This is a genomic window from Mycobacterium interjectum, from assembly GCF_900078675.2.
GTDB lineage: Bacteria > Actinomycetota > Actinomycetes > Mycobacteriales > Mycobacteriaceae > Mycobacterium > Mycobacterium interjectum.
On the sequence record NZ_LT546237.1, the window covers coordinates 1,234,106 to 1,260,150 of the forward strand.

The 26,045-nt window shown below is 68.4% G+C and carries 27 protein-coding genes and 1 pseudogene; 18 read left to right on the forward strand and 10 right to left on the reverse strand.

Annotation, left to right across the window (positions count from 1 at the left end):
- Nucleotides 1-6: 6 nt before the first annotated feature.
- Together BN4348_RS40145 and BN4348_RS40150 are read right to left on the reverse strand one after the other, a co-directional pair.
- Nucleotides 7-1,074: an IS110 family RNA-guided transposase gene (locus tag BN4348_RS40145; RefSeq protein WP_211145681.1), complete on the reverse strand. Its 1,068-nt coding sequence runs from the start codon at nucleotides 1,072-1,074 to the stop codon at nucleotides 7-9.
- Between the two features lie 231 nt (nucleotides 1,075-1,305).
- Nucleotides 1,306-1,491: a hypothetical protein gene (locus BN4348_RS40150; protein ID WP_066912185.1), complete on the reverse strand. Its 186-nt coding sequence runs from the start codon at nucleotides 1,489-1,491 to the stop codon at nucleotides 1,306-1,308.
- A gap of 106 nt (nucleotides 1,492-1,597) precedes the next feature.
- Between BN4348_RS40150 and BN4348_RS40155 the strand changes: the two genes are divergently transcribed.
- The 4 genes from BN4348_RS40155 (at nucleotide 1,598) to BN4348_RS40170 (ending at nucleotide 6,026) form a co-directional block, all read left to right on the forward strand.
- Nucleotides 1,598-2,023 carry a PPOX class F420-dependent oxidoreductase gene (locus BN4348_RS40155; RefSeq protein ID WP_066912188.1) on the forward strand — a complete coding sequence of 142 codons (426 nt, stop codon included), beginning with the start codon at nucleotides 1,598-1,600 and terminating at the stop codon, nucleotides 2,021-2,023.
- Nucleotides 2,024-2,075: 52 nt separating this feature from the next.
- A complete protein-coding gene (locus tag BN4348_RS40160; RefSeq protein WP_084454123.1) occupies nucleotides 2,076-4,319 on the forward strand; it encodes a molybdopterin-dependent oxidoreductase in 2,244 nt (747 codons plus the stop codon).
- An 85-nt stretch (nucleotides 4,320-4,404) separates the two neighbouring features.
- Nucleotides 4,405-5,511, forward strand: coding sequence for a type III polyketide synthase (locus tag BN4348_RS40165; protein WP_084454124.1), 1,107 nt, complete (start codon nucleotides 4,405-4,407; stop codon nucleotides 5,509-5,511).
- 11 nt (nucleotides 5,512-5,522) lie between these two features.
- Nucleotides 5,523-6,026, forward strand: coding sequence for an isoprenylcysteine carboxyl methyltransferase family protein (locus BN4348_RS40170; protein WP_066912194.1), 504 nt, complete (start codon nucleotides 5,523-5,525; stop codon nucleotides 6,024-6,026).
- 3 nt (nucleotides 6,027-6,029) lie between these two features.
- On the opposite strand, the gene BN4348_RS40175 is transcribed toward BN4348_RS40170, so the two are convergent.
- Complete coding sequence (locus BN4348_RS40175; protein ID WP_066912200.1) at nucleotides 6,030-6,875, reverse strand: SDR family NAD(P)-dependent oxidoreductase; 846 nt, start codon at nucleotides 6,873-6,875, stop codon at nucleotides 6,030-6,032.
- A gap of 159 nt (nucleotides 6,876-7,034) precedes the next feature.
- On the opposite strand from BN4348_RS40175, the gene BN4348_RS40180 reads away from it, so the two are divergent.
- Nucleotides 7,035-8,096 (forward strand): alpha/beta hydrolase, encoded by a 1,062-nt coding sequence (locus BN4348_RS40180; RefSeq protein WP_096866269.1) that lies wholly within the window; start codon nucleotides 7,035-7,037, stop codon nucleotides 8,094-8,096.
- Nucleotides 8,097-8,259: 163 nt separating this feature from the next.
- Nucleotides 8,260-10,968: an FHA domain-containing protein gene (locus BN4348_RS40185; RefSeq protein WP_167670466.1), complete on the forward strand. Its 2,709-nt coding sequence runs from the start codon at nucleotides 8,260-8,262 to the stop codon at nucleotides 10,966-10,968.
- A gap of 140 nt (nucleotides 10,969-11,108) precedes the next feature.
- On the opposite strand, the gene BN4348_RS60415 is transcribed toward BN4348_RS40185, so the two are convergent.
- The 4 genes from BN4348_RS60415 to BN4348_RS40200 all read right to left on the reverse strand — a co-directional run bounded on the left by BN4348_RS60415 (nucleotide 11,109) and on the right by BN4348_RS40200 (nucleotide 13,747).
- Nucleotides 11,109-11,273, reverse strand: a complete 165-nt coding sequence (locus BN4348_RS60415; RefSeq protein ID WP_167670467.1) for a hypothetical protein — start codon at nucleotides 11,271-11,273, stop codon at nucleotides 11,109-11,111.
- A gap of 127 nt (nucleotides 11,274-11,400) precedes the next feature.
- Complete coding sequence (locus tag BN4348_RS40190; protein WP_084454125.1) at nucleotides 11,401-12,192, reverse strand: alpha/beta fold hydrolase; 792 nt, start codon at nucleotides 12,190-12,192, stop codon at nucleotides 11,401-11,403.
- Nucleotides 12,189-13,175, reverse strand: coding sequence for an SMP-30/gluconolactonase/LRE family protein (locus tag BN4348_RS40195; protein ID WP_066912209.1), 987 nt, complete (start codon nucleotides 13,173-13,175; stop codon nucleotides 12,189-12,191). Before BN4348_RS40195 ends, BN4348_RS40190 begins: the two co-directional genes overlap by 4 nt.
- Before the next feature lie 2 nt (nucleotides 13,176-13,177).
- Nucleotides 13,178-13,747, reverse strand: coding sequence for a carboxymuconolactone decarboxylase family protein (locus BN4348_RS40200; RefSeq protein WP_066912215.1), 570 nt, complete (start codon nucleotides 13,745-13,747; stop codon nucleotides 13,178-13,180).
- Nucleotides 13,748-13,843: 96 nt separating this feature from the next.
- On the opposite strand from BN4348_RS40200, the gene BN4348_RS40205 reads away from it, so the two are divergent.
- Nucleotides 13,844-14,743, forward strand: coding sequence for a LysR family transcriptional regulator (locus BN4348_RS40205; protein WP_066912618.1), 900 nt, complete (start codon nucleotides 13,844-13,846; stop codon nucleotides 14,741-14,743).
- Here the strand turns inward: BN4348_RS40205 and BN4348_RS40210 are convergent, their stop codons facing one another.
- The gene (locus BN4348_RS40210; RefSeq protein ID WP_066912218.1) at nucleotides 14,744-15,568 is read right to left on the reverse strand and encodes a hypothetical protein; all 825 of its coding nucleotides are present in this window, start codon (nucleotides 15,566-15,568) and stop codon (nucleotides 14,744-14,746) included.
- Complete coding sequence (locus BN4348_RS40215) at nucleotides 15,565-16,167, reverse strand: TetR/AcrR family transcriptional regulator (RefSeq protein ID WP_066912221.1); 603 nt, start codon at nucleotides 16,165-16,167, stop codon at nucleotides 15,565-15,567. Before BN4348_RS40215 ends, BN4348_RS40210 begins: the two co-directional genes overlap by 4 nt.
- Nucleotides 16,168-16,336: 169 nt before the next feature.
- Here BN4348_RS40215 and BN4348_RS40220 point away from each other — a divergent pair, with 169 nt between their 5' ends.
- The 11 genes and pseudogenes from BN4348_RS40220 (at nucleotide 16,337) to fadD1 (ending at nucleotide 25,141) form a co-directional block, all read left to right on the forward strand.
- Complete coding sequence (locus BN4348_RS40220) at nucleotides 16,337-17,515, forward strand: acyl-CoA dehydrogenase family protein (RefSeq protein WP_066912224.1); 1,179 nt, start codon at nucleotides 16,337-16,339, stop codon at nucleotides 17,513-17,515.
- The gene (locus tag BN4348_RS62780; protein WP_407937902.1) at nucleotides 17,505-17,792 is read left to right on the forward strand and encodes an acyl-CoA dehydrogenase family protein; all 288 of its coding nucleotides are present in this window, start codon (nucleotides 17,505-17,507) and stop codon (nucleotides 17,790-17,792) included. Before BN4348_RS40220 ends, BN4348_RS62780 begins: the two co-directional genes overlap by 11 nt.
- A 75-nt stretch (nucleotides 17,793-17,867) precedes the next feature.
- Nucleotides 17,868-18,296: an acyl-CoA dehydrogenase family protein gene (locus BN4348_RS62785; RefSeq protein ID WP_407937903.1), complete on the forward strand. Its 429-nt coding sequence runs from the start codon at nucleotides 17,868-17,870 to the stop codon at nucleotides 18,294-18,296.
- Complete coding sequence (locus tag BN4348_RS40230; RefSeq protein ID WP_066912227.1) at nucleotides 18,289-18,789, forward strand: MaoC family dehydratase; 501 nt, start codon at nucleotides 18,289-18,291, stop codon at nucleotides 18,787-18,789. The genes BN4348_RS62785 and BN4348_RS40230 overlap by 8 nt, the downstream gene beginning before the upstream one ends.
- Before the next feature lie 7 nt (nucleotides 18,790-18,796).
- Nucleotides 18,797-19,243 carry a MaoC family dehydratase gene (locus BN4348_RS40235; protein WP_066912230.1) on the forward strand — a complete coding sequence of 149 codons (447 nt, stop codon included), beginning with the start codon at nucleotides 18,797-18,799 and terminating at the stop codon, nucleotides 19,241-19,243.
- Nucleotides 19,240-20,442 carry a thiolase family protein gene (locus tag BN4348_RS40240; protein ID WP_066912233.1) on the forward strand — a complete coding sequence of 401 codons (1,203 nt, stop codon included), beginning with the start codon at nucleotides 19,240-19,242 and terminating at the stop codon, nucleotides 20,440-20,442. The genes BN4348_RS40235 and BN4348_RS40240 overlap by 4 nt, the downstream gene beginning before the upstream one ends.
- A 2-nt stretch (nucleotides 20,443-20,444) precedes the next feature.
- Nucleotides 20,445-20,516: pseudogene (locus tag BN4348_RS62790) on the forward strand (hypothetical protein); the annotation flags it as partial.
- Between the two features lie 29 nt (nucleotides 20,517-20,545).
- Nucleotides 20,546-20,950: a Zn-ribbon domain-containing OB-fold protein gene (locus BN4348_RS40245; protein ID WP_066912236.1), complete on the forward strand. Its 405-nt coding sequence runs from the start codon at nucleotides 20,546-20,548 to the stop codon at nucleotides 20,948-20,950.
- 29 nt (nucleotides 20,951-20,979) lie between these two features.
- Nucleotides 20,980-21,945, forward strand: a complete 966-nt coding sequence (locus BN4348_RS40250) for an alpha/beta hydrolase (RefSeq protein ID WP_066912620.1) — start codon at nucleotides 20,980-20,982, stop codon at nucleotides 21,943-21,945.
- Nucleotides 21,942-23,552 carry a flavin-containing monooxygenase gene (locus BN4348_RS40255; protein WP_066912240.1) on the forward strand — a complete coding sequence of 537 codons (1,611 nt, stop codon included), beginning with the start codon at nucleotides 21,942-21,944 and terminating at the stop codon, nucleotides 23,550-23,552. The genes BN4348_RS40250 and BN4348_RS40255 overlap by 4 nt, the downstream gene beginning before the upstream one ends.
- On the forward strand, nucleotides 23,549-25,141 hold the full coding sequence (gene fadD1 / locus BN4348_RS40260) for a fatty-acid--CoA ligase FadD1 (protein ID WP_066912243.1): 1,593 nt from the start codon (nucleotides 23,549-23,551) through the stop codon (nucleotides 25,139-25,141). Before BN4348_RS40255 ends, fadD1 begins: the two co-directional genes overlap by 4 nt.
- Here the strand turns inward: fadD1 and BN4348_RS40265 are convergent.
- Nucleotides 25,138-26,001, reverse strand: coding sequence for a DMT family transporter (locus BN4348_RS40265; RefSeq protein ID WP_096866270.1), 864 nt, complete (start codon nucleotides 25,999-26,001; stop codon nucleotides 25,138-25,140). The two genes, fadD1 and BN4348_RS40265, sit on opposite strands and share 4 nt — an antisense overlap.
- Between the last annotated feature and the right edge of the window lie 44 nt (nucleotides 26,002-26,045).

Below are 26,045 nucleotides of genomic sequence, written 5' to 3' on the forward strand. Positions count from 1 at the left end.
CCTATGTCAAGCCGCTGCCGTTTGGCAAGGCTTTGTTCGGTTGTTGTGGTCGGTGTTTAGGTGGCCGAAGACGACGCGGGCCAGGCGTCGTTTGAGGCAGCGCAGGGCTTCGGGGTTGGAGTCACCGCAGCCTTGGCGGTGGCGGTAGTAGATCTGTCCGGCTCCTTGCAGGCGGATTTGGGTGACGGCGATGCGATGCAGGGCAGCGTTGAGTTGGCGATTGCCTGAGCGCGTCATGCGCACCCGGCCTGCGGTGTTGCCCGACCACACCGGGATGGGCGCCACTCCGGCGTGACGGGCAAAAGCCGCCTCGCTTTTGAACCGGGGGACCCCGGCGGCCTCGCCGACGAGTTTGGCCGCGGTCAGCTCCCCGCACCCGGGCATCGCCAGCAAGGCCGGGGCCACCACACGCACGCGTTCGCCGATCCGCTTGGCCAACGTGTCGATCGCGTCTGTCAGCCGGGTGATGTCGGCCAGTTCATCGCGGGCCAACTCAGCGACCAGACCGGGCAGGGTCGCCAGCCAGGCGCCCAACAACTCGCAATGTTTGGCACGATCCAGCGACGCTGGGACAGGGGCACGCTCGGGGTCGAGTTCATGGACCCGCCAACGCAACCGGTTGATCGTTGCAGTCCGTTGTGCCACAAGAACTTCCCGGCGATCCACCAACAGCTTGAGCTCGCGCGACACCTCGTCATGCGAGGCCACGGGCAAGTCAGGTTCTCGCAAGTACCCTCGCGCCACGGCCAGTGCGTCGATCGGGTCGGACTTGCCCTTAGTACGTGCTGAGGCACGAGCCTGAGCCATCAGCTTCGGCGGCACCCGCACCACCTTCTGGCCAAAACCCATCAGGTCGCGTTCCAACCTTGCCGACAGATGCCGGCAATCCTCGATCGCCCACACCACCTGGGCCCCGAACCGTTCCCGCACCCACATCACCGCCTCGGCATGCCCAGCGGTAATGGCTTTGACGGTCTTCTCCCCGAGCTTGCGACCCGCTTCGTCGACGGCGACGAAGGTATGCGTGCGCTTGTGCACATCGGCTCCAACAACAACCATGGTGGTTGCCTCCATTCACTGTGAGGTGACGGTTGGGCCGGTCGGCGGACAAACCTCAGTGGGGGCGGTGCCACGCTCCTATCAAGTCACGCCGGCCGGTCCTTCACACCTGATGCCGACAAAACCCATGGACGCCAACCCAACGGCGGCACACAGCCTAAGAGCCAGACACCAGGTGATCAGGATCCAACCACCGCAACATGCGGCATCTCACCCTGACACTGACGCGAGCCTAACCGCGGCGCGTCACCTGACGAGGTAAGGGCGGAAACCGCGCTGTGCCGGCGCCGGCGTGACCCCGTTCAGGTCGAAGACGGCGATGAGGGCCCGCAAGAGGGCGGGGGACCAGTCGTCGAACGGTTGGGCGTCCATCCGATCGAGCACTTCACTGCGGAGGTATTCGATGCCGGTCGGCGGCCGATGCTCGGTCATGTCGGATACGACGCTAGGAGCGGACGGCCGAAGCCGTACAGCCAACTGGTCATATTCAAATCTAATTCCAGGGAATGAATCGCGGCGTGCGGCGGTAGAACAACGCATGAAGCTCAACGACGTCGCGCGGGAACTCATCGGCAAGGGGGCCGACGCCACCCTGGTAACCGTCAACCCCGACGGCAGCCCCCAGGTGAGCCTGGTCTGGGTCGCGCTGCAGGCAACGCCCGAGGGAGACGAACTCGTCACCGCACACCTCGCCGAACACAAGAAGGTGCGCAACATCCGCAAGGATCCGCGCGTCGCCGTCACCATCGTGTCGCTGAACGGGCCCAGCCCGGGGATGCGCCCGTACCTCTCGATCACGGGAACGGCACGAATCGTCGAGGGCGGGGCCCCCGAGCTGCTGAGGGAGCTCAACCCGATCCTGGGCGACCCGAACATGAAGTTCCCCCCGGACGACGCCCCGCCGGGGCTGCTCACCCGCATCCGCATCGACAAGGTCGGCGGCATCGGCCCCTGGGCCTCCTGACCACAGACATTTGCCACTTCCGCTACTTGGCGTAGCGGAATACAGTGGGTGGGTGGCGACCGGCGAGGACGGCAGGCATCTGCGCACCTGCCCATTGTGTGAAGCCATGTGCGGCTTGGAGATTCAGGTCGAGGGCGGCAAAGTCACCAGCATCCGCGGCAACCGCGACGACGTCTGGAGCAGGGGACACCTGTGCCCCAAGGGCGTATCGCTGGCCCAGGTGCACGACGACCCGGACCGCATCCGCCGCCCGCTGATCAAGGTGGACGGGCAATGGCACGAGGTCAGCTGGGACGCGGCATTTCGCCGCTGCACCGAGCTGCTGACGCCGGTGATCGAGAAGTACGGGATCGGCGCGGTCACCGCCTACACCGGTAACCCACTGGCGCACTCGTTTTCGCTTGCCCGGTACGCGGGTGTGCTGATGGGCATGTCCGGGATGCCGATCACCTATTCGCCGGGCACGGTCGACCAGTGGCCGAAGAACCTGTCGTCGCACCTGATGTACGGCCTGTGGTGGAACTTTCCCGTGCCCGATATCGAACGCACCGACCTGCTGGTCATCATGGGCGCCAACCCCGCCGCTTCGCAGGGTTCATTGCTGGCCGCGCCCGACGTGATGGGGTTGATCGCCAAGATTCGCAAGCGCGGCAAGGTGATCGTGATCGACCCGGTGCGCACGCAGACCGCCGCCCAGGCCGACGAGTGGCTTCCGATCGTGCCGGGCACCGACGCGGCGCTGCTGCTGGCCGTGGCCCACACCCTCTTTGACGAGGGGCTGGTCAACGCGGGGCCGCACGTCGAGGGCCTGGAGACGATGCGCCGCGTCGCCGCGGAGTGGCCGCCGGAGCGGGTGAGCACCGTGACCGGCATCGACGAGGACCGCGTCCGCGAGCTGGCGCGCGAACTCGCCGGCACCGAGAAGTCGGTGGTATACGGCCGAATTGGCCTGTGCAATCAGGAGTTTGGCAGCTTGGCGAGTTGGCTGGTCGACGTGATCAACATTTTGACCGGCCATTTCGACACCCCCGGCGGCGCCATGTTCCCCAAGCCGGCTGCCTGGTCGATCACGACGCAGCCGTTGCCGGGTCTGGAGGGCGGCCTTGCCGAGTTCGGCCGCTGGCATACTCGGGTGCGCGGCGCGAAGGAGGTCCTCGGGCAGGCGCCGGTGTCGTGCATGGCCGAGGAGATCGCCACACCCGGTGAGGGACAACTCAAGGCGTTGATCACGGTCGCCGGCAACCCGGTGCTTTCCACCCCCGGGGGCGACAAGCTCGACGAGGTGCTCCCGATGCTGGAAGCGATGATCTCCGTTGACCTTTGGCTCAACGAGACGACGCGGCACGCCGATGTGATCCTGCCCGGGCTGTCCCCGCTCGAGCAGCCGCACCACGACGACCTGATCCTGCTGTTCGCGATCCGCAGCATCGCGAATTACTCCGCGCCCGTTTTCGATCCGGGTGACCGCCCGCACGAATGGGAGATCTTGATCCGGTTGACCGGCCTGTGCACCGGCACGCCGGCCGAAGAGGTGGACGTCGCCGCGATCGACGACGGGTTCTTCGATTACCTGGCCTTCACCCGCGGCGTCGACGGTGCGGAGATCCGCAAGCTCTACGAGCACGGCGGCCCGGAGCGGATGCTCGACCTGACCCTGCGCACCGGGCCCTTTGGCGACCAGTACGGCAAGAACCCGGGCGGGCTCACCCTGGACATGTTGAAGGCAAACCCGAACGGAATCGACTTCGGGCCGATGGTGCCGCAGCTGCCCGACATCCTGGGCACCCTCGACAAGAAGATCCACCTCGCGCCGCAATACCTGCTCGACGACCTGCCGCGGCTGGCGGCGCGAATGGAGCGGCCGGCCGAGCCGCTGGTCCTGGTCAGCCGCAGGCACCTGCGATCGAACAACACCTGGCTGCACAACGTGCCGGCGCTGATGAAGGGCAAGGACCGGTGCACGCTGCTGATGCACCCCGAGGACGCCGCCCGCTGGGGCGTCGCGGACGCCGACGTCGTCACCGTGAAGTCGGAGGCCGGCGAGATCAGGGTGCCCGTCGAGGTCACCGACGCGATCAAGCCCGGCGTGGTATCGATGCCGCACGGCTGGGGACATGGCAAGCCGGGCACCCGCATGTCGGTGGCCAACGGCTCGCCGGGGGCTAACACCAACGCGCTGTCGCCGCCGACGTTCCTCGACGAGCCATCCGGCAACGGCGCCCTCAACGGCATCCCGGTGACGATCATCGACGAGCAGGCGCGGTTCGGGGCCACCGGCCCGGCCCAGTACGCATAAGTTCACTGCTGGGCCAACATGTAATTTAGTTCACCTTCCGCGCGATCCGATGAACCCACGGCGGGGCCGTACTCGTCGGCTGTGCATGACTGCAACAACGTATTCACCTTCCACACACCGGCCTGACGGCCATGCCGGGCGGGCCCCGCGCATCGCCGGCACGGCGGTGGCCTTCACCCCGCACCGCTACGACCAGGACGAGGTGGCGCGCGAGCTCACCGAATTCGCGGAACCGGGCTTCATGCGCTTCGCGCACACCGCGGGCGTCGACCAGCGCAGCCTCGCACTGCCGCTGTCGCGCTACCCGACGCTGTCCGGATTCACCGAAGCGAACGACGCCTACCTCGAGGTCGCCGTCGACCTGGGCGAGCGGGCGGTGCGCTCGGCGCTGGAGGCCGCGAATATCCAACCCGATGAGGTCGACACCATCGTGATGGTCTCCAGCACCGGAATCGCGGTGCCGACCATCGACGCGCGATTGATGTCGCGAGTCGGGCTGCGGCCCAACATCAAACGCGTCCCGCTGTTCGGGCTCGGCTGCGTGGCGGGGGCCGCGGGCATGGCACGGGTCTACGACTACCTGCACGGCTACCCGGGGGATGTGGCCGTGCTGCTGTCGGTCGAGCTGTGCTCGCTCACGCTGCAGCGCACCGACACCTCGATACCGGCCCTGATCGGAGTGTCGCTGTTCGGAGACGGTGCCGCGGCGGTGGTGGCCACCGGCGCCGACCGAATCGTGCAGGGAGGCAGCCTAAGTCGCGCTCCGCAAGTCATGGCGACGCGCAGCCGCGTCGTCGCCGAGACCGTCGACGTCATGGGCTGGAACGTCAGCTCCAGCGGGTTCCAGCTGGTGATGTCGCGGGACGTGCCGAAGATGGCCGATGATTATCTGCGCGACGAGGTCGACGAATTCCTGGCCGAGCACGGCTTGTCGATCGCCGATATCTCGACCTGGGTCTGCCATCCCGGCGGTCCGAAGGTGCTCGACGCGATCGAGAACGCGCTGGCGCTGCCGGCCCAAGCGCTGGCGCATAGCCGAGACTCCATGCGCGAGAACGGAAACATCTCCTCGGCGTCGGTGCTGGACGTGCTGCGCCGAACGGTGGCAAACCCGCTGCCGGCGGGGTCCTTCGGCGTGATGCTCGCGATGGGGCCGGGGTTCAGCTTCGAGCTGTTACTCCTGCAGTTTTGAGGTACGAGGCCATGTATTACTACCTGTTCATCCTCGCCATCGGTGCGGAGCGGCTGGTCGAACTTGCGGTTGCCCAGCGAAACGCCAAGTGGTCATTTGCGCACGGGGCCAAGGAGTTCGGTCGCGATCATTACCCCGCGATGGTCAGCATGCATGCGCTGCTGCTGGTCTCGTGCATCGTGGAAGTGTGGTCGCTCGGTCGGCCGTTCATCGGTTGGCTCGGCTGGCCGATGCTTGCCGTGGTGGCGCTCAGCACCGTCGTCCGGTGGCGATGTGTCGCCGTACTCGGAAAGCGCTGGAACCCGCGGCTCATCGTGATTCCGGGTGCGCCGGTGGTGCGCAACGGTTTGTACCGATGGGTGCGTCACCCCAACTACACAGCGGTGGCCGCGGAGGTGGCGGCGCTGCCGCTCGTGCACTCGGCGTGGCTGACGGCGCTTGTGTTCAGCGTGGCCAACGCCGCGGTGCTGGGTGTGCGAATCCGCGCGGAGAACGCCGCGTTGGGTTACGCCTAGCGATCAGGGTGCGAGGGGGCGATTGGTCCACTCCCGACCGGGCCGGCGCGACGAGCGGAACCATCCGCCCGCCGCGCCGGTGCCGCCGTCGGTGGGGATGGTGTGCCCGGTGACGAACGCCGACAGGTCCGAGGCCAGGAACAGGATCACGCGGGCCTGGTCCTCGGGTAGCCCCATCCGTCCGACCGGGACCCAGTTCGGCCATTGCGTCTGCTCCTCGGCCGACAGCCACTGCGAGTAGGGCACCTGAAGCGATTCGGTGACGTCGGGGCCGATCGCATTGACCCGCACCCCGTCGCGGCCCACTTGCACGGCCAGGCTGCGGGTGAAATGGATGACGGCGGCTTTGAAGGCGGCGTAGACGGGATCCTCGGGGTAACCGCGTAGCCCCTCGACCGACGAGACGTTGACGATCGCGCCGGCCCCACGTTCGATCATCGCGGGCAGGAACGCGTGGCTGACCAGGAAAACGTGGTGCAGGTTGATGCGGTACAGCTCGTCCCACAGCTGGGGGTCGGTGTCGACGAAGTTGCCCGGATGGCGCAGCCAGTGGCCCACGTTGTTGACCAGCACGTCGATCCGGCCGTAGCGATTCAGCACCGATCGCGCGAGGTCGGCGACCTGGTCCGCGTCGCGGACGTCGGTCGTGACCGCCAGGGCGGAGCCAGCCGACGCGGTGATCCCGTCGGCGGTGCGTCGGGCCAGCTCGTCGTCGATATCGGCGATCACCACCTGCGCGCCATGCCGGGCGAACAGCCGCGCGGTTGCCGCGCCGATGCCCCCACCGCCTCCGGTCACCACGGCGACCCGATCGGCCAGCAGCGCGGCCCCGGGCGTTGCCTCGTCCATGCCCAATATCTTGGGCCACCGGCGGGATCGATCCCGTTACCCACGCTGTTAGCGCCTCAAACAGTGATAAAGCCGACATTTGCCAGGGATTAACCCGCCGTTTTTCCCAGACGGCGGCGGGTATCCGATCGACCGCTACGGAGGTGAATGCGAATGGCGATGCGGCCGAACCCTTGTCACATATTGCCAAGCCAGGCAATGAACCGGCGCGTTCACCATCGGCACAGCCCGCAGTCTTTTGCTGTGTCGCTGGCGAGCCGGTTGCTGGTGAAAAATGTGGTGCGGGCTTGGGCCATTCAGCCGAATCTGCACTGGCCCTTCCAATATGTGGACGGTTTGGCGGGCTTGATGCCGCATTTCACCCACTCGGCACGGATCGAACCGGTCCGGCTGGAGAATTGCGCCGCCGAATGGGTGCAAGCGCATGGTGTGTCTGCCAAGCGCGCAATCCTTTACCTGCATGGCGGCGCGTTCCTTACCTGCGGCCTCAACACACACCGGTCCCTGGTGACTCGGCTGTCGAAGGCGGCCGACGCCGGCGTGCTGACCGTCGGATACCGAAAGTTGCCGACACATCAGATCGCCGACGCGATCGAAGACGGAATGAACGGCCTGCGCTGGCTGGCAGAGCGCGGCTACGACGGGGACCAGGTCGTCGTGGCGGGCGACTCGGCCGGGGGATACCTGGCTTTCATGATCACGCTGGCGGCCATGCGCACCGGTGTCATGCGGCCCGCCGGCATCGCGACGATCTCGCCCTTCACCGACGCCGACCCGGCCCGCAAACTGCGCCACCGCAACGCACGCAGGTGCTCCATGTTCACCCGGGCGGCGTTGTCAATGTTTGCCCAGTATCTCGGCGAGGTGCGGCTTCCGCACGACGGGGGAATGGCCGCGCGCGTCGAATCACCGGTGGACGCGGATCTCTCCTCGCTGCCCCCGGTGGCCATCCACGCAAGTTCCGACGAGTTGCTACTCCCGGACGCCGAGCTCATGGCTGAACGGTTGCAATTCAGCGGAGTTCGCTGCGATTTGCACCTGTGGGACCGCCAAATTCACGACTTCCCGATAGCAGCCGACATCCTGCCGGAGGGAAGGCGGGCCATTCGCTACATCGGCGACTTCATCAAAGAGGTCACCGGCGCAGCGGACGGTTTGCCCAACGGCCGCCAACACTGGGTCGGTCGGCAACAGGCCGATTTCGCCGCGGCAGCGGGATAACGGATCTCCGACGCGAATTCCATCCGGGGTCATTCGTGTTGCTCGGGCTACCCCACGTCGGGGTCGGTGAAAACGGCCCGCATCGTGCGCGCCTTGCGGGTGGGCCGACGGCCGCGAACCGCGTCGACGACTTGGGGCGCAATCGGCGCCGCTGCCGATACAGTTGGTCCTCGTGAGCCCACCAGTCCCACCTGTGCTGACCGTGCGGTACGAGGGATCCGAGCGCACCTTCGCAGCAGGCACCGACGTCGTCATCGGGCGTGATCTCCGCGCCGACGTCCGCGTCGCACACCCGCTGATCTCCCGGACGCACCTCATCGTGCGATTCGACCAGGGCAGATGGATTGCCATCGACAACGGCAGCCTCAACGGGCTCTACGTCCAGAATCGTCGGGTGCCCGTCGTCGACATTCAGGACGGCACGCGGGTCAACATCGGCAACCCCGACGGCCCGGCGCTGACGTTCGAGGTCGGCCGCCACCAGGGTTCGGCCGGGCGGCCGCCCTTGACGACGTCGATACCGATCTTCAACCCCGCCGGCGGACCGAGCGCCGGGGCGCCGCACGGCCAGCCGCAGCAGGCCGGCCAGCACTGGCCCGGTCAGCCGCCGCAGCCGTCGGGACCGGTCCGCCAGCAACCGCATCCACCCGGGCTGAGGCCGATCCATCCGCCCAGCGGGCCTGAGCCGATTCACCCGCCCTCCGGGCCGCAACCGGTTCATCCGCCCAGCGGACTGAAGCCCATCCAACCCGGCAGCGGACCCCAGCCGGCGCCGAAGATCTTCCGCCCACAAACCGGGCAGGTGCCGCAGGCCCCCACGGGGGAGCCGGAAACCGGCCGCGTCGCGGAGCCGGCGGCCTACGAGACGGGCCGCGTCGGCGATGCCACCAACATCGCGACGTCGATGATGAAGATCCTGCGGCCCGGCCGCACGTCGGTGGAATCCATGCCCGGCGCGATCAAGATCGGCCGCGCCAACGACAACGACATCGTCATTCCCGAGGTGTTGGCCTCTCGCCACCACGCCACGCTCGTTCCCACGCCGCACGGCACCGAAATCCGCGACAACCGCAGCATCAACGGCACGTTCGTCAACGGCGCCCGCGTCGAATCCGCCGTGCTGCACGACGGCGACGTCGTCACGATCGGCAACATCGACCTCGTCTTCGCCGGCGGCACGCTGGCCCGCCGCGACGAGACCGCGACCGCGACCCGCACCGGCGGCCTCGATGTGCGCGGCGTGACGTGGACGATCGAGAACAACAAGGTCCTGCTGGACGACATCTCGCTGGGCGCACAGCCCGGGACGCTGACGGCCGTCATCGGCCCGTCGGGTGCGGGGAAGTCGACATTCGCCAGGCTGGTGGCCGGCTACACGCACCCGAGCAAGGGCACGGTTTCCTTCGAGGGGCACAACGTTCACGCCGAATACGCCTCCCTGCGCAGCAGGATCGGGATGGTGCCGCAGGACGACGTGGTGCACGGTCAGCTGACCGTGCAGCAGGCGCTGATGTACGCCGCCGAACTGCGGCTGCCGCCCGACACCACCAAGGACGACCGCGCCCAGGTGGTGGCCCGGGTCCTCGAGGAACTCGAGATGACCCAGCACCTGCACACCCGGGTCGACAAGCTGTCGGGCGGCCAGCGCAAGCGGGCCTCGGTGGCGCTGGAGCTGCTGACCGGGCCGTCGCTGCTGATCCTGGACGAGCCGACGTCGGGCCTGGACCCGGCGCTGGACCGGCAGGTCATGACCATGCTGCGGCAGTTGGCCGACGCCGGCCGTGTGGTGCTCGTCGTCACCCACTCGCTGACCTACCTGGACGTGTGCGATCAGGTGCTGTTGCTGGCGCCCGGCGGCAAGACCGCGTTCTGCGGGCCGCCCAACCAGATCGGTTCGGCGATGGGCACGACGAACTGGGCCGACATCTTCAGTACGGTCGCGGGCGACCCCGACGGCGCCAAGGCGCGCTACCTGGCGCGCACCGGCCCGCCCCCACCGCCACCGCCCGCCGAGCAACCCGCCGAAATCGGCGATCCGTCGCACACCAGCCTGCTTCGGCAGTTCTCCACGATCGCGCGGCGCCAGGTGCGGTTGATCGTCTCCGACCGCGGCTACTTCGTCTTTTTGGCGCTGCTGCCGTTCATCATGGGGTCGCTGTCGATGTCGGTGCCCGGCGACGTCGGCTTCGGCAAGCCCAACCCGATGGGCGCCGCGCCCACCGAGCCCGGACAGATCCTGGTGCTGCTCAACGTCGGTGCGGTCTTCATGGGGACCGCGCTGACGATTCGGGATCTGATCGGTGAGCGCGCGATCTTCCTGCGCGAGCAGGCGGTCGGCCTGTCCACGTCGGCCTACCTGCTGGCGAAGGTGTTCGTCTACACGGTGTTCGCGGTCATTCAGTCCGCGATCGTCACCGTCATCGCGATCATCGGCAAGGGCGGCCCGACGCAGGGTGCCGTGGCGTTGGGAATTCCGAACTTGGAGCTGTTCGTCGACGTCGCGATGACCACCGTCGCCTCGGCGATGCTCGGGTTGGTCTTGTCGTCGATCGCCAAGTCCAACGAGCAGATCATGCCGTTGCTCGTCGTCGCGGTCATGTCGCAGCTGGTGTTCTCCGGTGGCATGATTCCGGTCACCGATCGCCTCGGGCTGGACCAAATGTCTTGGGCCACACCGGCCAGGTGGGGCTTCGCGGCGTCGGCCTCCACCGTCGACCTGCTCACACTGCAGCAGGCGGTGCCGTCGGTGCCGCACGACTCGCATTGGCGTCACACGCTCGGCGCGTGGTGGTTCGACATGGGCATGCTGGTGCTGCTCAGCGTCGTCTACCTGGGCTTCGTGCGCTGGAAGATTCGGCTCAGGGCCGGCTGAGGGCTCCGCCGCGCGGCGGGTGCGCCCGCGGCTTTCGGTGTGCGGTGACGGCTTTCGGTGTGCGGTGACGGCGCCCGGCGCGCACACTCGCCACCCTGGGCTCACACCCGAGGCGCTGGGGCTCACACTCGCCCGCCGCGCTAGGCTCCCTTTCGGACCGCCTGCTCGGCGGCGGCCCGCATCCGGTCCGAGAGCTGCAGCAGGGCGTGTTCGCCGACCCCGTTAGGCACCGTGTAGGCAAGCTGCCGTAACTCAAGGGCGCAGTCGCGCAACTCCTGGCGGAGGCGTGTCTCAAGGGTGGGCATGAGTTCTTCCTGTAACGACGGGCCGGGCGAAACTCCGTGCAAGAGAATTTTTGCAGCCAGAGACCTCATCCGCGACGGTGGCGAAGCGTGTTTACGGGAGTTTGACAGGGTTTTTACAGACGGGGAGCTATCTGATGGCGCCGCCGTGAACCCGCAGATAGCCCTCGATCGCCCTGGCGACCCGCTCGGGCTGTTCGGGGAACAGGGCGTGGCTGGCGTCCTCGATCACGGTCGAGGTGATGCGCTCGCCGTAGCGGGTGCGCAGGTCGGCCCATTCCGCCCGCTGGTGGAAGGGGTCCAGGGCGGCGATGATCTCGAGCACGGGCGCGTCGCCCGCACCCCGGTAACGATCCACGTCGGCCTCGCGGGCGCACTCGACCTGCATGGCGAGGGTTTCGGGGTACCAGCCGTCGAGCCAGATCGACGGGTCGTGGCCGGGCGCGAAGAACGCCAGGCGCAGCGCGGCCAGCCGCTCGGCCTCGGGCAGGGACAGGTCACCGGCGCGCATCGGGGCCGAGTTGACCTCCGGTGCAACGGTTTTCCCGGCCGCCGCGGCGAGGACCACCGCGGCGACCTTGTCGCGATGGTGCACCGCGGTGGCGCGGGCGACGAAGTTCCCGAAGGCGTGGCCGACAACGACCGCGGGTTGCTCGGCGAGGGTCTCGATCACCGCCGCGATGTCGTCGGCCATGTCGTCGAAGCCCACGTCGCTCATCGGGCCAACCGAGCGCCCGATGCCGCGCGGTTGTGGGCGCAGCACACGGTAGCCGGCATTGACGAGTGTCGCTGTGAGCGAGTCGAAGTCCTTGGCGCCGTCCCGGCCGTAGGACGGGATGATGACCACCGCCGGACCGCGTCCATCGACATAGGTCTCGATCGATGCAGCGCCGGCGGTGACCATCTCGCTGCGACGCCTCATGGCCGGTCCGCGTAACGCAGCTCGACGCGCAGCAGCGCGGCTTGACGGACGATGCCTTCCGGGGGAGCCGTGGTCCCGCCGTCGGTCGTGACGTAGGCGACGCGGCCATGGTCGCCGGGGCCGCGGCCCCAGGCGGCGCTGGACGGTCCGACCAGCGTTGCGTCGAACGGGTGGCCGGCGATGTGGCGCACCTCGCTGCCGTGCCGGGGCGCCAGCGGCACCCGGTCGAGGGTGTTGGCGCGATGCCTGGTGACATAGGCGAATCCGGCATCCTCGTCGAGGCAGAAGTCGTCGGCGTTGTCGATGGCGGCGACGAACTGCGCCGGCCCGGCCGGGTCGAGGGTGGCCGGATCCACGGGGACGCGCATGAACACCCGCTGCGCGGTCGAGGTGTAGTACAGGTGACCGGTGCGCGCGCCGTACCGGACGCCGTTCACGCCGGGCTGCGGCGGGGGAGGCACGCCGCTGTCGGGGTCGTCGCCCATGGTGTCGTCGGCCAGCCACACCCGGGCCGTGGCGCTGCGCGCGTCGTCGGCGAGGTCGACGCGCCAGATGAGCCCGGCGAAGCAGTCGGCGATCGCCAACACGTCCGGACCCAGCACGCAGCTGCCGTTAGGGGCGCGGACACGGTCGTCGAAGGTGTAGATCAGCTCCGGCGACACCGCCGCGCCCGGTGCCCAGCCGGTGAAATCGATTCTCGCCAAGTGCGATTCATGCGTGGTGTAGCCCTCGGTGAGACAGACGATGAACACGTCGGGCGCCACCTCCGCGATCCCGGTGACCGGGTGATCGAAGGTGTGCACCAGGACCGGTTCGACTACCGCCGCATGATCTGCCCGCGGCACCCACCACAGCTCTTTGTGCATGACGTCGGTGACGAGGATCGACTGATCGGCGCGCACCGCGAGGTTTTCCGGGAAATACCACTGCGGGAAGAATGCGACGGGTGTCAGCGTGACGGTGGGCAACGGGGACAGGGCCATGGCTACTGCTCCAACCCGTCGGCGTCGGCCGGAACGTCGAACGCGCCCAGCGTCATACACACCATGGTGAACCAGCCCAGCAGCACCGCGACGTCCACGATGCCGGCGTCACCGAGCAACTCCTTGGCGCGCCGGTACATCCCCAGAGGTACGACGCGCGGGGCGACCAGCGCCGACGCGAGCTCATAGACGACTTGTTGGCGCGGGTCCTCGAACGACGTGGGTAGCCCGGCGATCAGGGCCTCGACCCGGCGCGGGTCGAGGTGTCCGGCGCGCTCTCCGATGATCTCGTGCTCATAGTTGGCGTAGGGCGAACGCCAGCGGCCGTTGACGATGTTGGTGGCGATCTCGATCTCCGCCTTCGTCAACGTGGATTGGCGTTGGAAGTAGGCGCCGGTCGGCACGATCGTCCTGGCCAGGGCGGGGTTGGCGAGCCAGATCTTGTGCGGGCCGGGCACCAGTCCGCGCAGTTCGCGGGTGAAGTCGTAGGCCGCCTTCATTTCCGGCGGCATCTCGGCCACCGGCGTCTCGACGAACCGGCCGAATGTGCCGAAATCGGATGTGTCACTCATGGATCCGCCCCTCCCTTTTCCGCGTGCTTCCAGTCAACGACGCCGAGGCGATATCGTCCAATACGTTCTTATCCCGGACTCCATATGCTGTCGGATATGGAATTGAGCCAACGGCTTCTCGAGCAGTTCCTCGCGGTGGCCGACGAGCGCAACATCGGCCGCGCGGCGCGGCGCCTGTCGATGACCCAGCCGCCGCTGACCCAGGCGATCCAGCGACTCGAACGGGCAATGGGCGTCACGTTGTTCGACCGCACCCCGCGAGGTGTCGAGCTGACCGCCGCCGGACGGTCGTTTCGTGAGGATGCGGAGCGCCTGAGCGCCGCGCACGAAGCGGCCATCAGGCGCACCCGGCGGGTCGCGACCGGCCTGGAGGGCGTCGTCCACATCGGCTTCGCGGTCAGCCTGGCCTACCGGTTCGTGCCCGGGCTGCTCCGCGCGAGCGCGGACGCGCTGCCCGAGCTGACGTTGCACCTGGTTCTGGCGCGAACCGCGCACATGTCCGACGCGGTTCGGTCCGGCCAACTCGATGTGGCCTTCACTCGCGGTCCTGTCGAGGGCGGCGATGGACTGGTCGTCGGCGAAATCGGCCGCGAGAGAACGGTGGTCGTCCTGCCGAAGCAGCACCGGCTGGCCGGGAAACGCGCGGTGGCGCTGGCCGACCTGCGCGACGAGCCGGTGGTGCTGCCGTCGCGGCAGTCGCTCCCCGGAGTCGCCACCCAGCTGCTCAGCGCATTTCGCGAGGCCGGCGTCAGTCCCCACGTCGCGGCGTACACCGACGAATTGTCGGCAATGATGGCGTACCCCATCGCCGGGCTTGCCGCCTGCCTCGTGCCCGAGCAGATGCTGGCGATGCGGCACCCCCAGATCGTGTATCGAAGGCTTTGCGACGACCTGCCTAGCCTCGTCACCCGGATCGTCGCCGTGCGCCGGACACGGGCCGACGACGCGGTCGTCCGGCTGCTGGAGCTGGCCGCCGGCAGCTGGCGGGGCCGGTAGTCAGGGCCGCGCGGCGACGAACGTTTCGTTCGACACCCCGGCGGCCAGGCCTTCGACGTCGAATGGCGCATCGAGGCGCGCGTGCAGCGTGCCGGGATCGGTGAGCAGCCGGATCTCGGCGGTCTGGCGGGCAAAGAGCCGCCCGAAAAGCGGGTAGAGCCGACGCATCAACGCGCGCTCGGCGGGCGAGCAACGCGCCGCGCAGTAGCCGACGTGGCCCAACTCGTCGGTGAGGATCTCGGCGTAGAGCCGGTCGATCCGTGCGGCCACCTCCGGTTCGTCGGCAAACAGTTCGACGCCGACGCGGCGCAACTCGTCGAACATGATGCAGCCCGCCATTTCCGCGGCGCCCACGAACGGGAACCCGAAGCGCTCGGGCAGGAACACTTCCATCTTCACGAACTGGCGCATCACAAAGGGCGGCACCACCACGTGGAACGGCAGGCCGAACACGTCGAGCACGTAAGCCAACAGGCGGGTGTGATAGTGCTCCTCGAGCGCGAGGTAGACGCCCTCGGGCGGCTTGTCCTCACCGCCGATGCGCCCGTACGTATCGCCCAGGTCCACGCCGAATCGCTCCGCCTGGTTGAGTTTCGCGGTGGCGAGGAGGAACAGCATCTCGCGCGGGAGCGCGGGCTCGGGCCGGCGGCGCCGCAGGTTGCGCAGGAACACCTGCCGATCGATCGGCCGGTGAGAGCGAACCGGGTCGGCCTCCAGCGATGCGAAAAAGTCCTCGCGGTTGGCGAGCCGGCGATGCAGCAGATCGGCGTCGCCGTCCCGATGCGCGAGGTACTCCCGGTAGCCCTCGATACCTGTGCCGGTCATGCTGCCTCCATTCCGTGGACGATGGTCTTCACGTAGCGGTCCAAGAGCGCCGCGCGATCCCCGGGCGCCGTTCCGCCGGTGGCCAGCAACGCGAACAGCCCGGTCAGGAAAATCACGCCGAGCTCGCGCGCGTCCGCATCCCGGGGCAGCCGCCGCGCGCCTTGGGCTTGGGTGAGGGCGGCGATGACGAACTCGGCCAGTGGATGCTCGTCGAGCTGATCGCCGACCGGGCGGGTGGCGGAGAAGTGCAGCGCCAGCATGTCCCTGAAGACGACGGGGCCCAGCCGCTGCTCGGCGGCGAGCACCTGGCGCACCAGCGAGGTGAGCATCGACATCAGGTCGCCGTGGTGGTCCGTCCGGTCGGCGAGCTGCGCCACGATCTTGGCTTCCTCGCTGCGCTCCAGCTCGACCAGGACGTGCTCCTTGGTCGGGAAATGGAAATAGAACGTGCCCCGCGCGACGCCCACGGCCGCGGCGATGGCGGCGACGTCCGTGCCCGCCAGCCCGGTCCGGCCGATCTCGGCGACCGCGGCGTCGAAGAGGCGGGCCCGGGGTTGCAACCGCTGCGCCTCCCGGGCATTGAGAACCTGCGAGCCCACGACGGCGAACCTATCGCGACTCGCTGGCGCCTGTCAATGACGGGTGTCAACGAAGTGGGTCTGCCGATACGAAAGGCACGCCGGGCGTAACGTCAGGCCGAAATGGCGCACGGAATTTCGCCGTGGCGTTAGGCTGACGCCGCCTGAGGGAAGGGTGAGGTGGGCCGGCATGGATTTCGAACTCGACGCCGGGCAACGCGCTTGGCTGGCCGAGGTTCGGGATTTCCTCCGCGAGAACGTCACCGCCGGATTGCGCGCCGAACTCGGGCAGCATGATCTGGAGCTGCCCGACGGCGAGGTGGCACGGTTTCGGCGCAAGATCGGCGAGAAGGGTTGGTTCGGGCTGAACTGGCCGCGCGAGTACGGGGGGCTCGGGTTGGGCGCCGTTCATCAGCACCTGCTGATGAGCGAGTTCGAGTATTGGGGTGTGCCCGGACCCGACCTCACGGTCACCTCGGTGGCGCCGATGATCATGCGCCACGGCACCGAGCGAAACAAGAACGACTGGCTGCCGTTGATCGCCAAAGGCGAAATGATCTGCGCCGTGGGCTATTCCGAACCCGACGCGGGAACCGATTTGGCGAACCTGCGCACCCGGGCGACGCTCGACGGCCAGGAATGGGTGATCAACGGCACCAAGATCTGGAACAGCGGGGCGCAGCGCGCCACCCACGAATGGCTTTGTGTGCGAACCGATCCCGATGCGGTGCGGCACAGGGGGATTTCGGTCATCATCGTGCCGATCGGCAGCCCGGGTGTCCAGATCCGTCCGCTCTACGCCTGGTCGGGCTATCGCACCAACGAGGTGCACTTCCGCGACGTGCGGGTCCCGGTCACCAATCTGATCGGCGAAGTCAATCGGGGGTGGACATACATCACCGGCGCGCTCGATCTGGAGCGCGGCGCGCTGACCAACGCAGGCGACCTGCGCCGCGCCGTCGACGACTTGCATCGGCTGGCGCGAAGCCCACGGCGTGACGGCACGGTGCCCGCGCACGACCCGGCGCTGCGGCGTCGCCTGGCGCTCGCCGAGGCCGACGTGGAGGTGGCCACGCTGATGGGCTACGAGGCCGCATCGATCCTGGACGGCGGCGTCATCCCCACCGTGGAGGTCAGCGTGGAGAAGGTCTTCACCAGCGAACTCCGCCAGCGCATCGCCGACCTGGCGCTCGACCTGCTGGGGCCCGACGGCCTGCTCACGCATCGCGGCCAGGACGCGCCGCTGTCCGGCAAGTTCGAACGGCTGTACCGCGCCGCCCCGTTGATGCGTTTCGGTGGCGGCACCAACGAGGTCCTGCGCGACATCATCGCCCAGCGCGGCCACGGAATGCCCTCGTATGGACGTTAGGCCCAGCGCCGAGCGGCGCGAGTTCGCCTCGATGTTGCGCGCGCTGCTGGCCGCGGAGAGCACCGTCGGGCTGGTGCGCGGGCTGCACGAACCCGACGCCGACCGAACCACGCCGGCATTGTGGAAGGCGTTGTCCGACGCGGGAATTTTCGGGTTGGCCATTGCCGAGCAATACGGCGGTTTCGGTGGGTCGCTGGAGGGGCTGGCCGTCTTCTTTACGGAGGCCTGTGGCGCGCTCGGTCTCTCCCGTGTCTTTTTCTCCACTAGATCTGTATAAGATGCATGGANCGACGCCGGCGCGCTGCTCGGACACGCCGACCGGCCGCTGCTGCGCCGCGTCGCGAACACCTCGGTGGCGCTGGGCTCGGTCGACCTGGTGGGCGTCGGAGAGGCGGTGCTGGACCGCACCGTCGACTACACCAAGCTGCGTCACCAGTTCGGCCGCCCGATCGCGTCCTTCCAGGCGGCGCAGCACCTGATCGCCAACATGCGCATCGCCCTGGCCGCCGCGCGACTGACCGCGCATTCGGCGGTCTTCTGGCTGGGACGCGGTCACCTTGCGAGCAGGGCAACCGCGATCGCACGCATGCGCGCCGCCGCCGCCGCGCGGCTGATCACCCAGGACGCCCACCAACTGCACGGCGGGATGGGCTACGTCACCGAGACCGACCTGCACCTGTGGAGCGAACGGGCGCGGCTGGGTGCGACGCTCGGCGGCGGAGCCGACGTCGCCGCGGCATGGCTGGAAGAGACGATCGACGAAGGGAGCGCCGGTGAGTGAGGACACCCTGATCGACGCCGAATCGGCGTCGCGGGTGGGCACCGTCGCCGCATCGGCCACGGGGGAGGTGAACCGGCGCGATTGGCAGCGCTGGGCGGCGGCCGTCGGTGACCACAACCCGCTCTGGTTCGACCCGGAATATGCCTGTGCCAACGGGTTTCGCGACATCATCTGTCCCCCTTTGTTCCTGCAATACGCCGTACTGGGCGTCACGCACCTCGAGGCGCTGCGGCCCGACGGATCCTCCGGCGCGGTCTCCGGCGGCCTCGCGTTTCCCCGCGCCCCCAAGCGGATGGCCGGTGGTGAGAGCTTCGCCTTCCACCTGCCGGCCTACCACCGCGACGAGATCGAGATGACCCGCACCATCGAGTCCATCGTCGAAAAGCAGGGCCGCTCGGGCAGATTCGTCCTGGTCACCTGGCACACGGTGTACCGCAACCAGCACCGCGAACTGCTCGCCGAAGCCTCGACCTCGATGATCGCCCGTCCCTAGGAGCACGATGACCGACCCACAGGTGTTCTATGACGACATCGCCGTCGGCGACCACATGCCAACGCTGACCGTCACCGTCGACGAGACGCAGCTCTTTTTCTTCAGCGCCGCCACCTACAACGGCCACCGCATCCACTACGACAAGGAATGGGCCCGCATGGTGGAAGGCTACGACGACGTGTTGGTCCAGGGCCCGCTGCAGGCGGCGCTGCTGGCCCGCGCGATCGGCGACTGGATCGGTGGGCGCGGCCGCCTGGTGTCCTTCTCGGTGCAGAACCGGGCGGTCGCGTATCCCGGCCAGCCGCTCAGCTTCGGTGGCGAGGTCACCGGCAAGCGCCTCGGCGAAAGCGGCGCGGGGCTGGTCGATCTCGAGATCTCCGGCCGCCGCGACACCACCGTGCTGATGCCCGGAACCGCGACGGTCGAGCTGCCCCGGCGCGGAACGCCGTCATGACGGGACTGCGTGGCGAGGCGGCCGTCATCGGCATCGCCGAGCTGCCCGCCGAACGGCGCCCCACCGGCCCCCCGCGGTTCACCCTCGACCAGTACGCGCTCCTTTCGAAGCTGGTCATCGAGGACGCCGGCGTCGACGCCGCGTGTGTCAACGGCCTGCTCACCCACGGCGTCGCCGAATCCGCGATGTTCGCGCCCGCCACCCTGTGCGAATACCTGGGCCTGGCCCTGGATTTCGGGGAACGCGTCGACCTGGGCGGGGCGACCTCGGCGGGAATGGTCTGGCGGGCGGCGGCCGCCGTGGAGCTCGGCATCTGCGACGCGGTGCTGGCGGTGGTCCCCGGTTCGGCCGCGCAGCCGCAATCCGAAAGGAGGCCGCCACCGGCCCCGAATTGGTATGGGGCATCGTCGAACAACTATGGGTCACCCCAGGCCGAATTCGAGATCCCGTACGGCAACGTGGGCCAAAACGCGCCGTACGCCCAAATCGCCCAGCGCTATGCCGCCGAGTTCGGCTACGATCCCGCCGCCGTCGCCAAGATCGCGGTCGACCAGCGCACCAACGCATGTGCGCATCCCGGCGCGGTTTTCCACGGCTCCCCGATCACGGTCGACCACGTTCTCGCCAGCCCCATGATCGCCGATCCGATCCACATGCTCGAGACGGTGATGCGGGTGCACGGGGGAGCCGGGGTGTTGATCGCCAGCGCCGACATCGCGCGGCGAAGCCGCCATCGCCCGGTGTGGATCAAGGGCTTCGGTGAGCACATCGCGTTCAAGACCCCCACCTACGCGGCGGACCTGTTACGCACGCCGATCGCCCGCGCCGCCGACAGGGCGTTCGCGATGGCCGGGCTGAGCCGCACCGACGTCGATGTCGCGTCGATCTACGACTGCTACACCATCACGGTGTTGATGAGCCTGGAAGACGCCGGCTTCTGCGCCAAAGGCGATGGCATGTCCTGGGTTACCGAACACGACCTGACCCACCGCGGCGACTTCCCGCTCAACACCGCAGGCGGCCAACTGTCCTTCGGGCAGGCCGGGATGGCCGGCGGCATGCACCACGTGGTCGACGCGGCGCGCCAGATCATGGGGCGCGCCGGCGACGCGCAGGTGCGCGACTGCCACACCGGGTTCGTCACCGGCAACGGCGGGATCATGAGCGAGCAGGTCGCGCTGCTGATGCGGGGGGATTAGCGGTGACCCGCGCCGGCGACGATGCAGAGGGGGTACCTCCCGCTTGCGGGGGACGAAGCGATGTGGGGGTACCTCCCGCTCGCGGGGGAGAGGAGCGGCGCAAGTGACCGCCGAATATCCCGTTCCCGAGCCCACCCCGGTCTCCCGGCCCTTTTGGGACGGCCTGGCGCGGCACCGCATCGTCGTGCAGTATTCGCCTTCGCTGGGGCGCTACGTCTTCTATCCCCGGACCCTCGCGCCGGGTTCGCTCGCCGACGACCTTCAGTGGCGCGAAATCGACGGCGCGGGAACGTTGTACACCTACACCGTGGCCCGCAGACCCACCGGCCCGCCCTGGGCGGACGCGGTGCCGCAGCTGCTCGCGGTGGTGCAGTGGGATGCCGGGCCACGGATCAGCACCGAATTGGTGGAGGTCGACACGGCCGACATTCGAATCGGAATGCGGGTACGGCCGGTGTTCTACGATCTTGACAGCGGAATCACCTTGCTGAAGTACCGGCCGGCTTGACCGGCGCAACCGTGCGGGCGGAGGCGCACATGGACCATGGCAACGATGCCATCGACGACACGGTGCAGGCGATGTTGCGCGAGTTGAACGCCGGATTCCCCCGTGTCGAGTCGATGACCGGTGCGCAGGCGCGGGCCGCCGTCGCCGCGCGGCGGGTGCCGGCCAACAACATCGACGACGTCCGCAACACCATCGACCACTCCGCCCCGGGCCCCGCGGGCGCCATCCCCGTGCGGATCTACCACCCGCACGGCGAACTCGGACACCGCCCCGGCATCGTGTTCTACCACGGCGGCGGATTCGTCTTCTGCGACATCGAATCCCACGACGGCTTCTGCCGATCCCTGGCGCGCGGCAGCCAAGCCGTCGTCGTCTCCGTCGGGTATCGGCTGGCGCCGGAGCACCCCGCACCCGCGGCGGCGCTGGACGCTTTCGCCGCGTTCCGCTGGGTGATCGAACACGCGGACGGCCTCGGCATCGACGCGACGCGGACCGCGGTCGCCGGCGACAGCGCCGGCGGAAACCTGGCCGCGGTCACCGCGATCCTGTGTCGCGAACGAGGCGTCGCCCGGCCCGCCGCCCAGCTGTTGCTCTACCCGGCCGTCGATCCGTCGTTCGACACGGACAGCTACCACCGCTACGGCGCGGGGTGTTTCAACACGCGGGCCACGATGCAGTGGTATTGGCGTCAATACCTGGGCGATGAGCGGCTTTTCGACCCGCCCTGGCTGGTTGCGCCGGCGCGCGCGGATAGTTTCGCGGACCTGCCGCCCGCGGTGGTCGTGACCGCCGGCCTGGATCCGTTGCACAGCGAGGGATGCGATTACGCGCGCCGCCTGCGCAACGCGGGCGTGCGAGTCGTGCACCGTGATTTCCCCGGATTGTTCCACGGCTTCATGACGATTCAGTCCTTCCCGCCGGCCACCGCGGCGCGCGAGCTGGTGTGCGGCGACCTGCGGGAGTTGCTGGACCGAGCTCGATGCGGATCGAAATGACCGAGACCGACGTCATCGTCATCGGCGCGGGATTCGCCGGACTTTACGCCGTGCGCCGGGCCGTCTCGGCGGGCCTGTCGGTGATCGGCATCGAGGCGGCACCCGACGTGGGTGGCACCTGGTATTGGAACCGGTACCCGGGCGCGCGGTGCGACGTCGAAAGCGTCGACTACTCCTACTCATTCGACGATGCGCTGCAGCAGAGCTGGACGTGGAGCGAGCGTTTCGCCGCGCAGCCGGAGATCCTGGCCTATCTGCGCCACGTGGCCGACCGCTTCGACCTACGCCGCCACTACCGGTTCGGCGTCGATGTGATCGGGGCGGAATTCGACGGGGAGGCGGGAGGCTGGCGCGTCCGCACCCGTGATGTTTCGGAGGGCGGCGAGACGCACGCGGCGCAGTTTCTCGTGTGCGCGACGGGCTGTCTGTCGGCGGTGAACCGCCCCGATATCCCCGGCGTCGACGATTTCGCCGGCGAGGTGTACTTCACGGCCGCGTGGCCCCGCGAGGATCCCGACCTGCGCGGCAAGCGGGTCGGGCTGATCGGCACGGGTTCGTCCGGCATTCAAGCGGTTCCGGTCATCGCCGGCCAGGCCGAGCGGCTGGTGGTGTTCCAGCGATCGGCGAATTACAGCATCCCGATGCCCAACCGTCCGTGGTCGGCGGAAGAACAGCTACGGATCCGGGAGGAGTACCCCGAGCGGCGCCGGATGTCGGCCTACGCGTCGGCGGGCACGCCGCATGGCACCTACCACAAAAAGGCGCTCGAAGCCGAACCGCACGAGCGGATCGAAGCCCTGTGGCGTCGCTGGCGCGAGGGTGGCGTGCTGTTCGCCAAGACCTTCCCAGACCAGAATTCCGACCCGGCCGCCAACGACATCGCGCGGGAGTTCGCGGAGGAGCGCATCCGCGAGATCGTCAACGATCCCGTCGTCGCCGCGGACTTGATCCCGGACGATCACCCGATCGGGACGAAGCGGATCTGCACCGACGCCGGCTATTACGCGACCTTCAACCGCGACAACGTCCGGCTGGTGAACCTGCGCCGCGAGCCCATCGACGCGATCGTCCCTGAGGGAGTGCGAACCGGTGCAGCGACCTATCCCTGCGACGTCTTGGTCTTTGCGACCGGATTCGACGCGCTGACCGGCGCGCTGACCCGCATCGACCCGAGTGGGCCCAGGGGCGACCGGTTGCGCGACATCTGGGCCGACGGCCCCGTGACTTTTCTCGGCCTCATGGTCCCCGGCCTGCCGAACCTGTTCACTATCAGCGGGCCCGGCAGCCCGTCCGTGCTGGCCAACATGGTGCTGCACGCGGAGGTTCAGGTCGACTGGGTCATCGAGCTGATGTTGGCGGCCCGCCGCCTCGGCGTGCACGAGGTCGAACCCCGCCGCGACGCCGCCGACGCCTGGACCGACCATGTCGCGAAAGCCGCCGAGCAGACGCTGTTTCCGAAAGCGTCGTCCTCGTGGTACCTGGGCGCCAATATCGAGGGCAAGAAGCGGATCTTCATGCCCTACGCCGGGGGATTCGGCACCTACCGCCGGCACTGCGAAGCGGTGGCCGATCAGAACTACGCCGGATTGGTCCTGACCACCCGATGAGCCAACCGGGACCCGAGACGGTTCAGCAGCTGCTGCGGCGGCGGCGAAACGACGACACCGCCGCGATCGCACACGGCGACCGGACCTGGACGTGGCGGCAACACCTGACCGAGGCCGAGGCCGAGGCCGCCGCCCTGATCCGCCTCGCCGACCCCGCCCGTCCGCTGCACGTCGGGGCCCTGCTCACCAACTCGCCGGCGATGCTGCGCGCCATGGCGGCCGCCGCGCTGGGCGGCTACGTGTTGTGCGGCATCAACACCACCCGCCGCGGCGCCGCACTGCTCGCCGACATCCGGCGATCCGACTGCCAGATCCTCCTCGCCGACGCCGAACACCTGCCGCTGCTGGATGGCCTGGATCTCAACGGAATTCAGGTCATCGACGTCGGGGCGCAGCGCTACGCGGACATGGTGGCCGCGGCGCCGCCGCTGGTGGCCCACCGCGAGGTCACCGCCGCCGACACCCTGATGATGATCTTCACCTCCGGCACCAGCGGCGACCCCAAGGCCGTCCGGTTCGCGCACGGGATGGCGATCATGTGCGGGGCCAGCCTGATCTTCCAGTACGACGTCACTCCCGACGACGTCTGCTACCTGGCGATGCCGCTGTTTCACTCCAACGGCATCGCCGCCGGGTGGGCCGTCGCCATCGGCAGTGGCGCCACCATGGTGCCGGCCAAGTTCTCGCCGTCGCGCTTCATCGACGACGTGCGCCGCCACAACGTGACCTACCTGAACTACGTCGGCAAGCCTCTCGCGTTGATCCTCGCCACCCCCGAACGTCCTGACGACGCCGACACGACGCTGCGTATCGCGTTCGGCAACGAGGCCACCGATCGCGACATCGACGAATTCGCAAGGCGTTTCGGATGCCGGGTCATCGACAGCTTCGGCTCCAGCGAATTCGCGGTGATCGTCGTCCGCGAGGACGGCGCCCCGCCGGGGTCGATCGGCAAGCCATACCCCGGGGTCGGCATTTACAACCCGCGCACCCTGACCGAGTGCGGGGTCGCGAAGTTCGACGAACACGGCGCCCTGACCAACTTCGACGACGCGGTCGGCGAACTCGTCAACACCCAGGGCGCGGGCCCGTTCACCGGCTACTACAACGATCCGTCCGCGACGGCGCAGCGCATGCGGCACGGCATGTACTGGTCGGGCGACCTGGCCTACCGCGACGCCGACGGCTGGATCTATCTGGCCGGTCGCACGGCGGATTGGATGCGAGTCGACGGCGAAAACCTGGCCGCGGCGCCCATCGAGCGGATCCTGGAGCGGTTGCCGCAAATCAGCCAGGTCGTGGTCTACGCCGTGCCCGACGAGCGTGTCGGCGATCAGGTGATGGCGGCCTTCGTGCTGCGCGACGGGACAGACTTCCAGCCCGAGGATTTGGAGAAATTCCTTGCCGCACAACCCGATCTGTCGCCGAAGGCGTGGCCGCGCTATGTGCGGATCAACGACGACCTGCCGGCGACGGCCACCAACAAAATCCTCAAACGGGAGTTGATCGCCGCCGGCATCGACGCGCAGGGCGGCGTGCTGTGGACGCGCAGGCCGCGCGGCACCACCTATGCCGCCGAGGCGCCCTAATCGGCTTCGGCGGGAGTGGGGGCTTCGCCGAATCGGGCCAGCACCAGCGTTGCCGACACCGCCACCACGAATCCGAGGACGACCAACCAGCCGAGACCGTCGCGGGCACTGTCGCCCAGCCACACCACTCCCACGAGCGCGGGGGCGATCGTTTCGCCGACAACCATGGCGGCCACCGTCGTGGTTACCGATCCGCGATGCAAGGCGGAGGTGAGCAAAAGGAACCCCGCGGCACCGCCTCCGGCCGCCGCGTACAGGGCCGGATTGGTGTAGAAGGCGGCCTTGGTCGGATCGATCACGTCGATGAGGCGCACGCCGACCTCGACGACACCGAAGCCGCTTCCGGCGCCGAACCCAAGGGCAAGCGCGCGCTCGCGATCGTGTAACCGGCCCGCGGCGGCACCGGCGACGAAAATCGCGGCGACCACGCCGATGAGCGCCCAGCCGAGCCCGGCCGGCGCATGACGAAAGTGTCCCGGCCCCGCCGCGCAGGCGAGCGCGGCCAGGCTCATGCAGACCACCCCGACGGCCGTCCACTCGGCCCGTGACAGCCGCGCCGACAGCACCCACGCCGACACGATGCCGGTGACCGCGATGGAGGCGGCCAGCGCCGCGGCGACGACATAGATTGGCACCAAACGCAACGCCAACACCTGGAGCAGGAACCCGAGGCCGTCGAGACCGATGCCGGCGACGTAGCGCCATTGCCGGACGGCGCGCATCAGCAGCACGGCGTCGACGCCCGATTTGCTTGAGGCTTCCACCGACCGCGTCGCGACAGCCTGCAGAACGGAGGCCGTGCCGTAACACACCGAGCAACCCAGCGCGAGCAGGAACCCGATCAGCACAGAGGAGACAATACGAGACATCAACGGATTTGCCCCGCCGTTGGGGTGTACGAGGG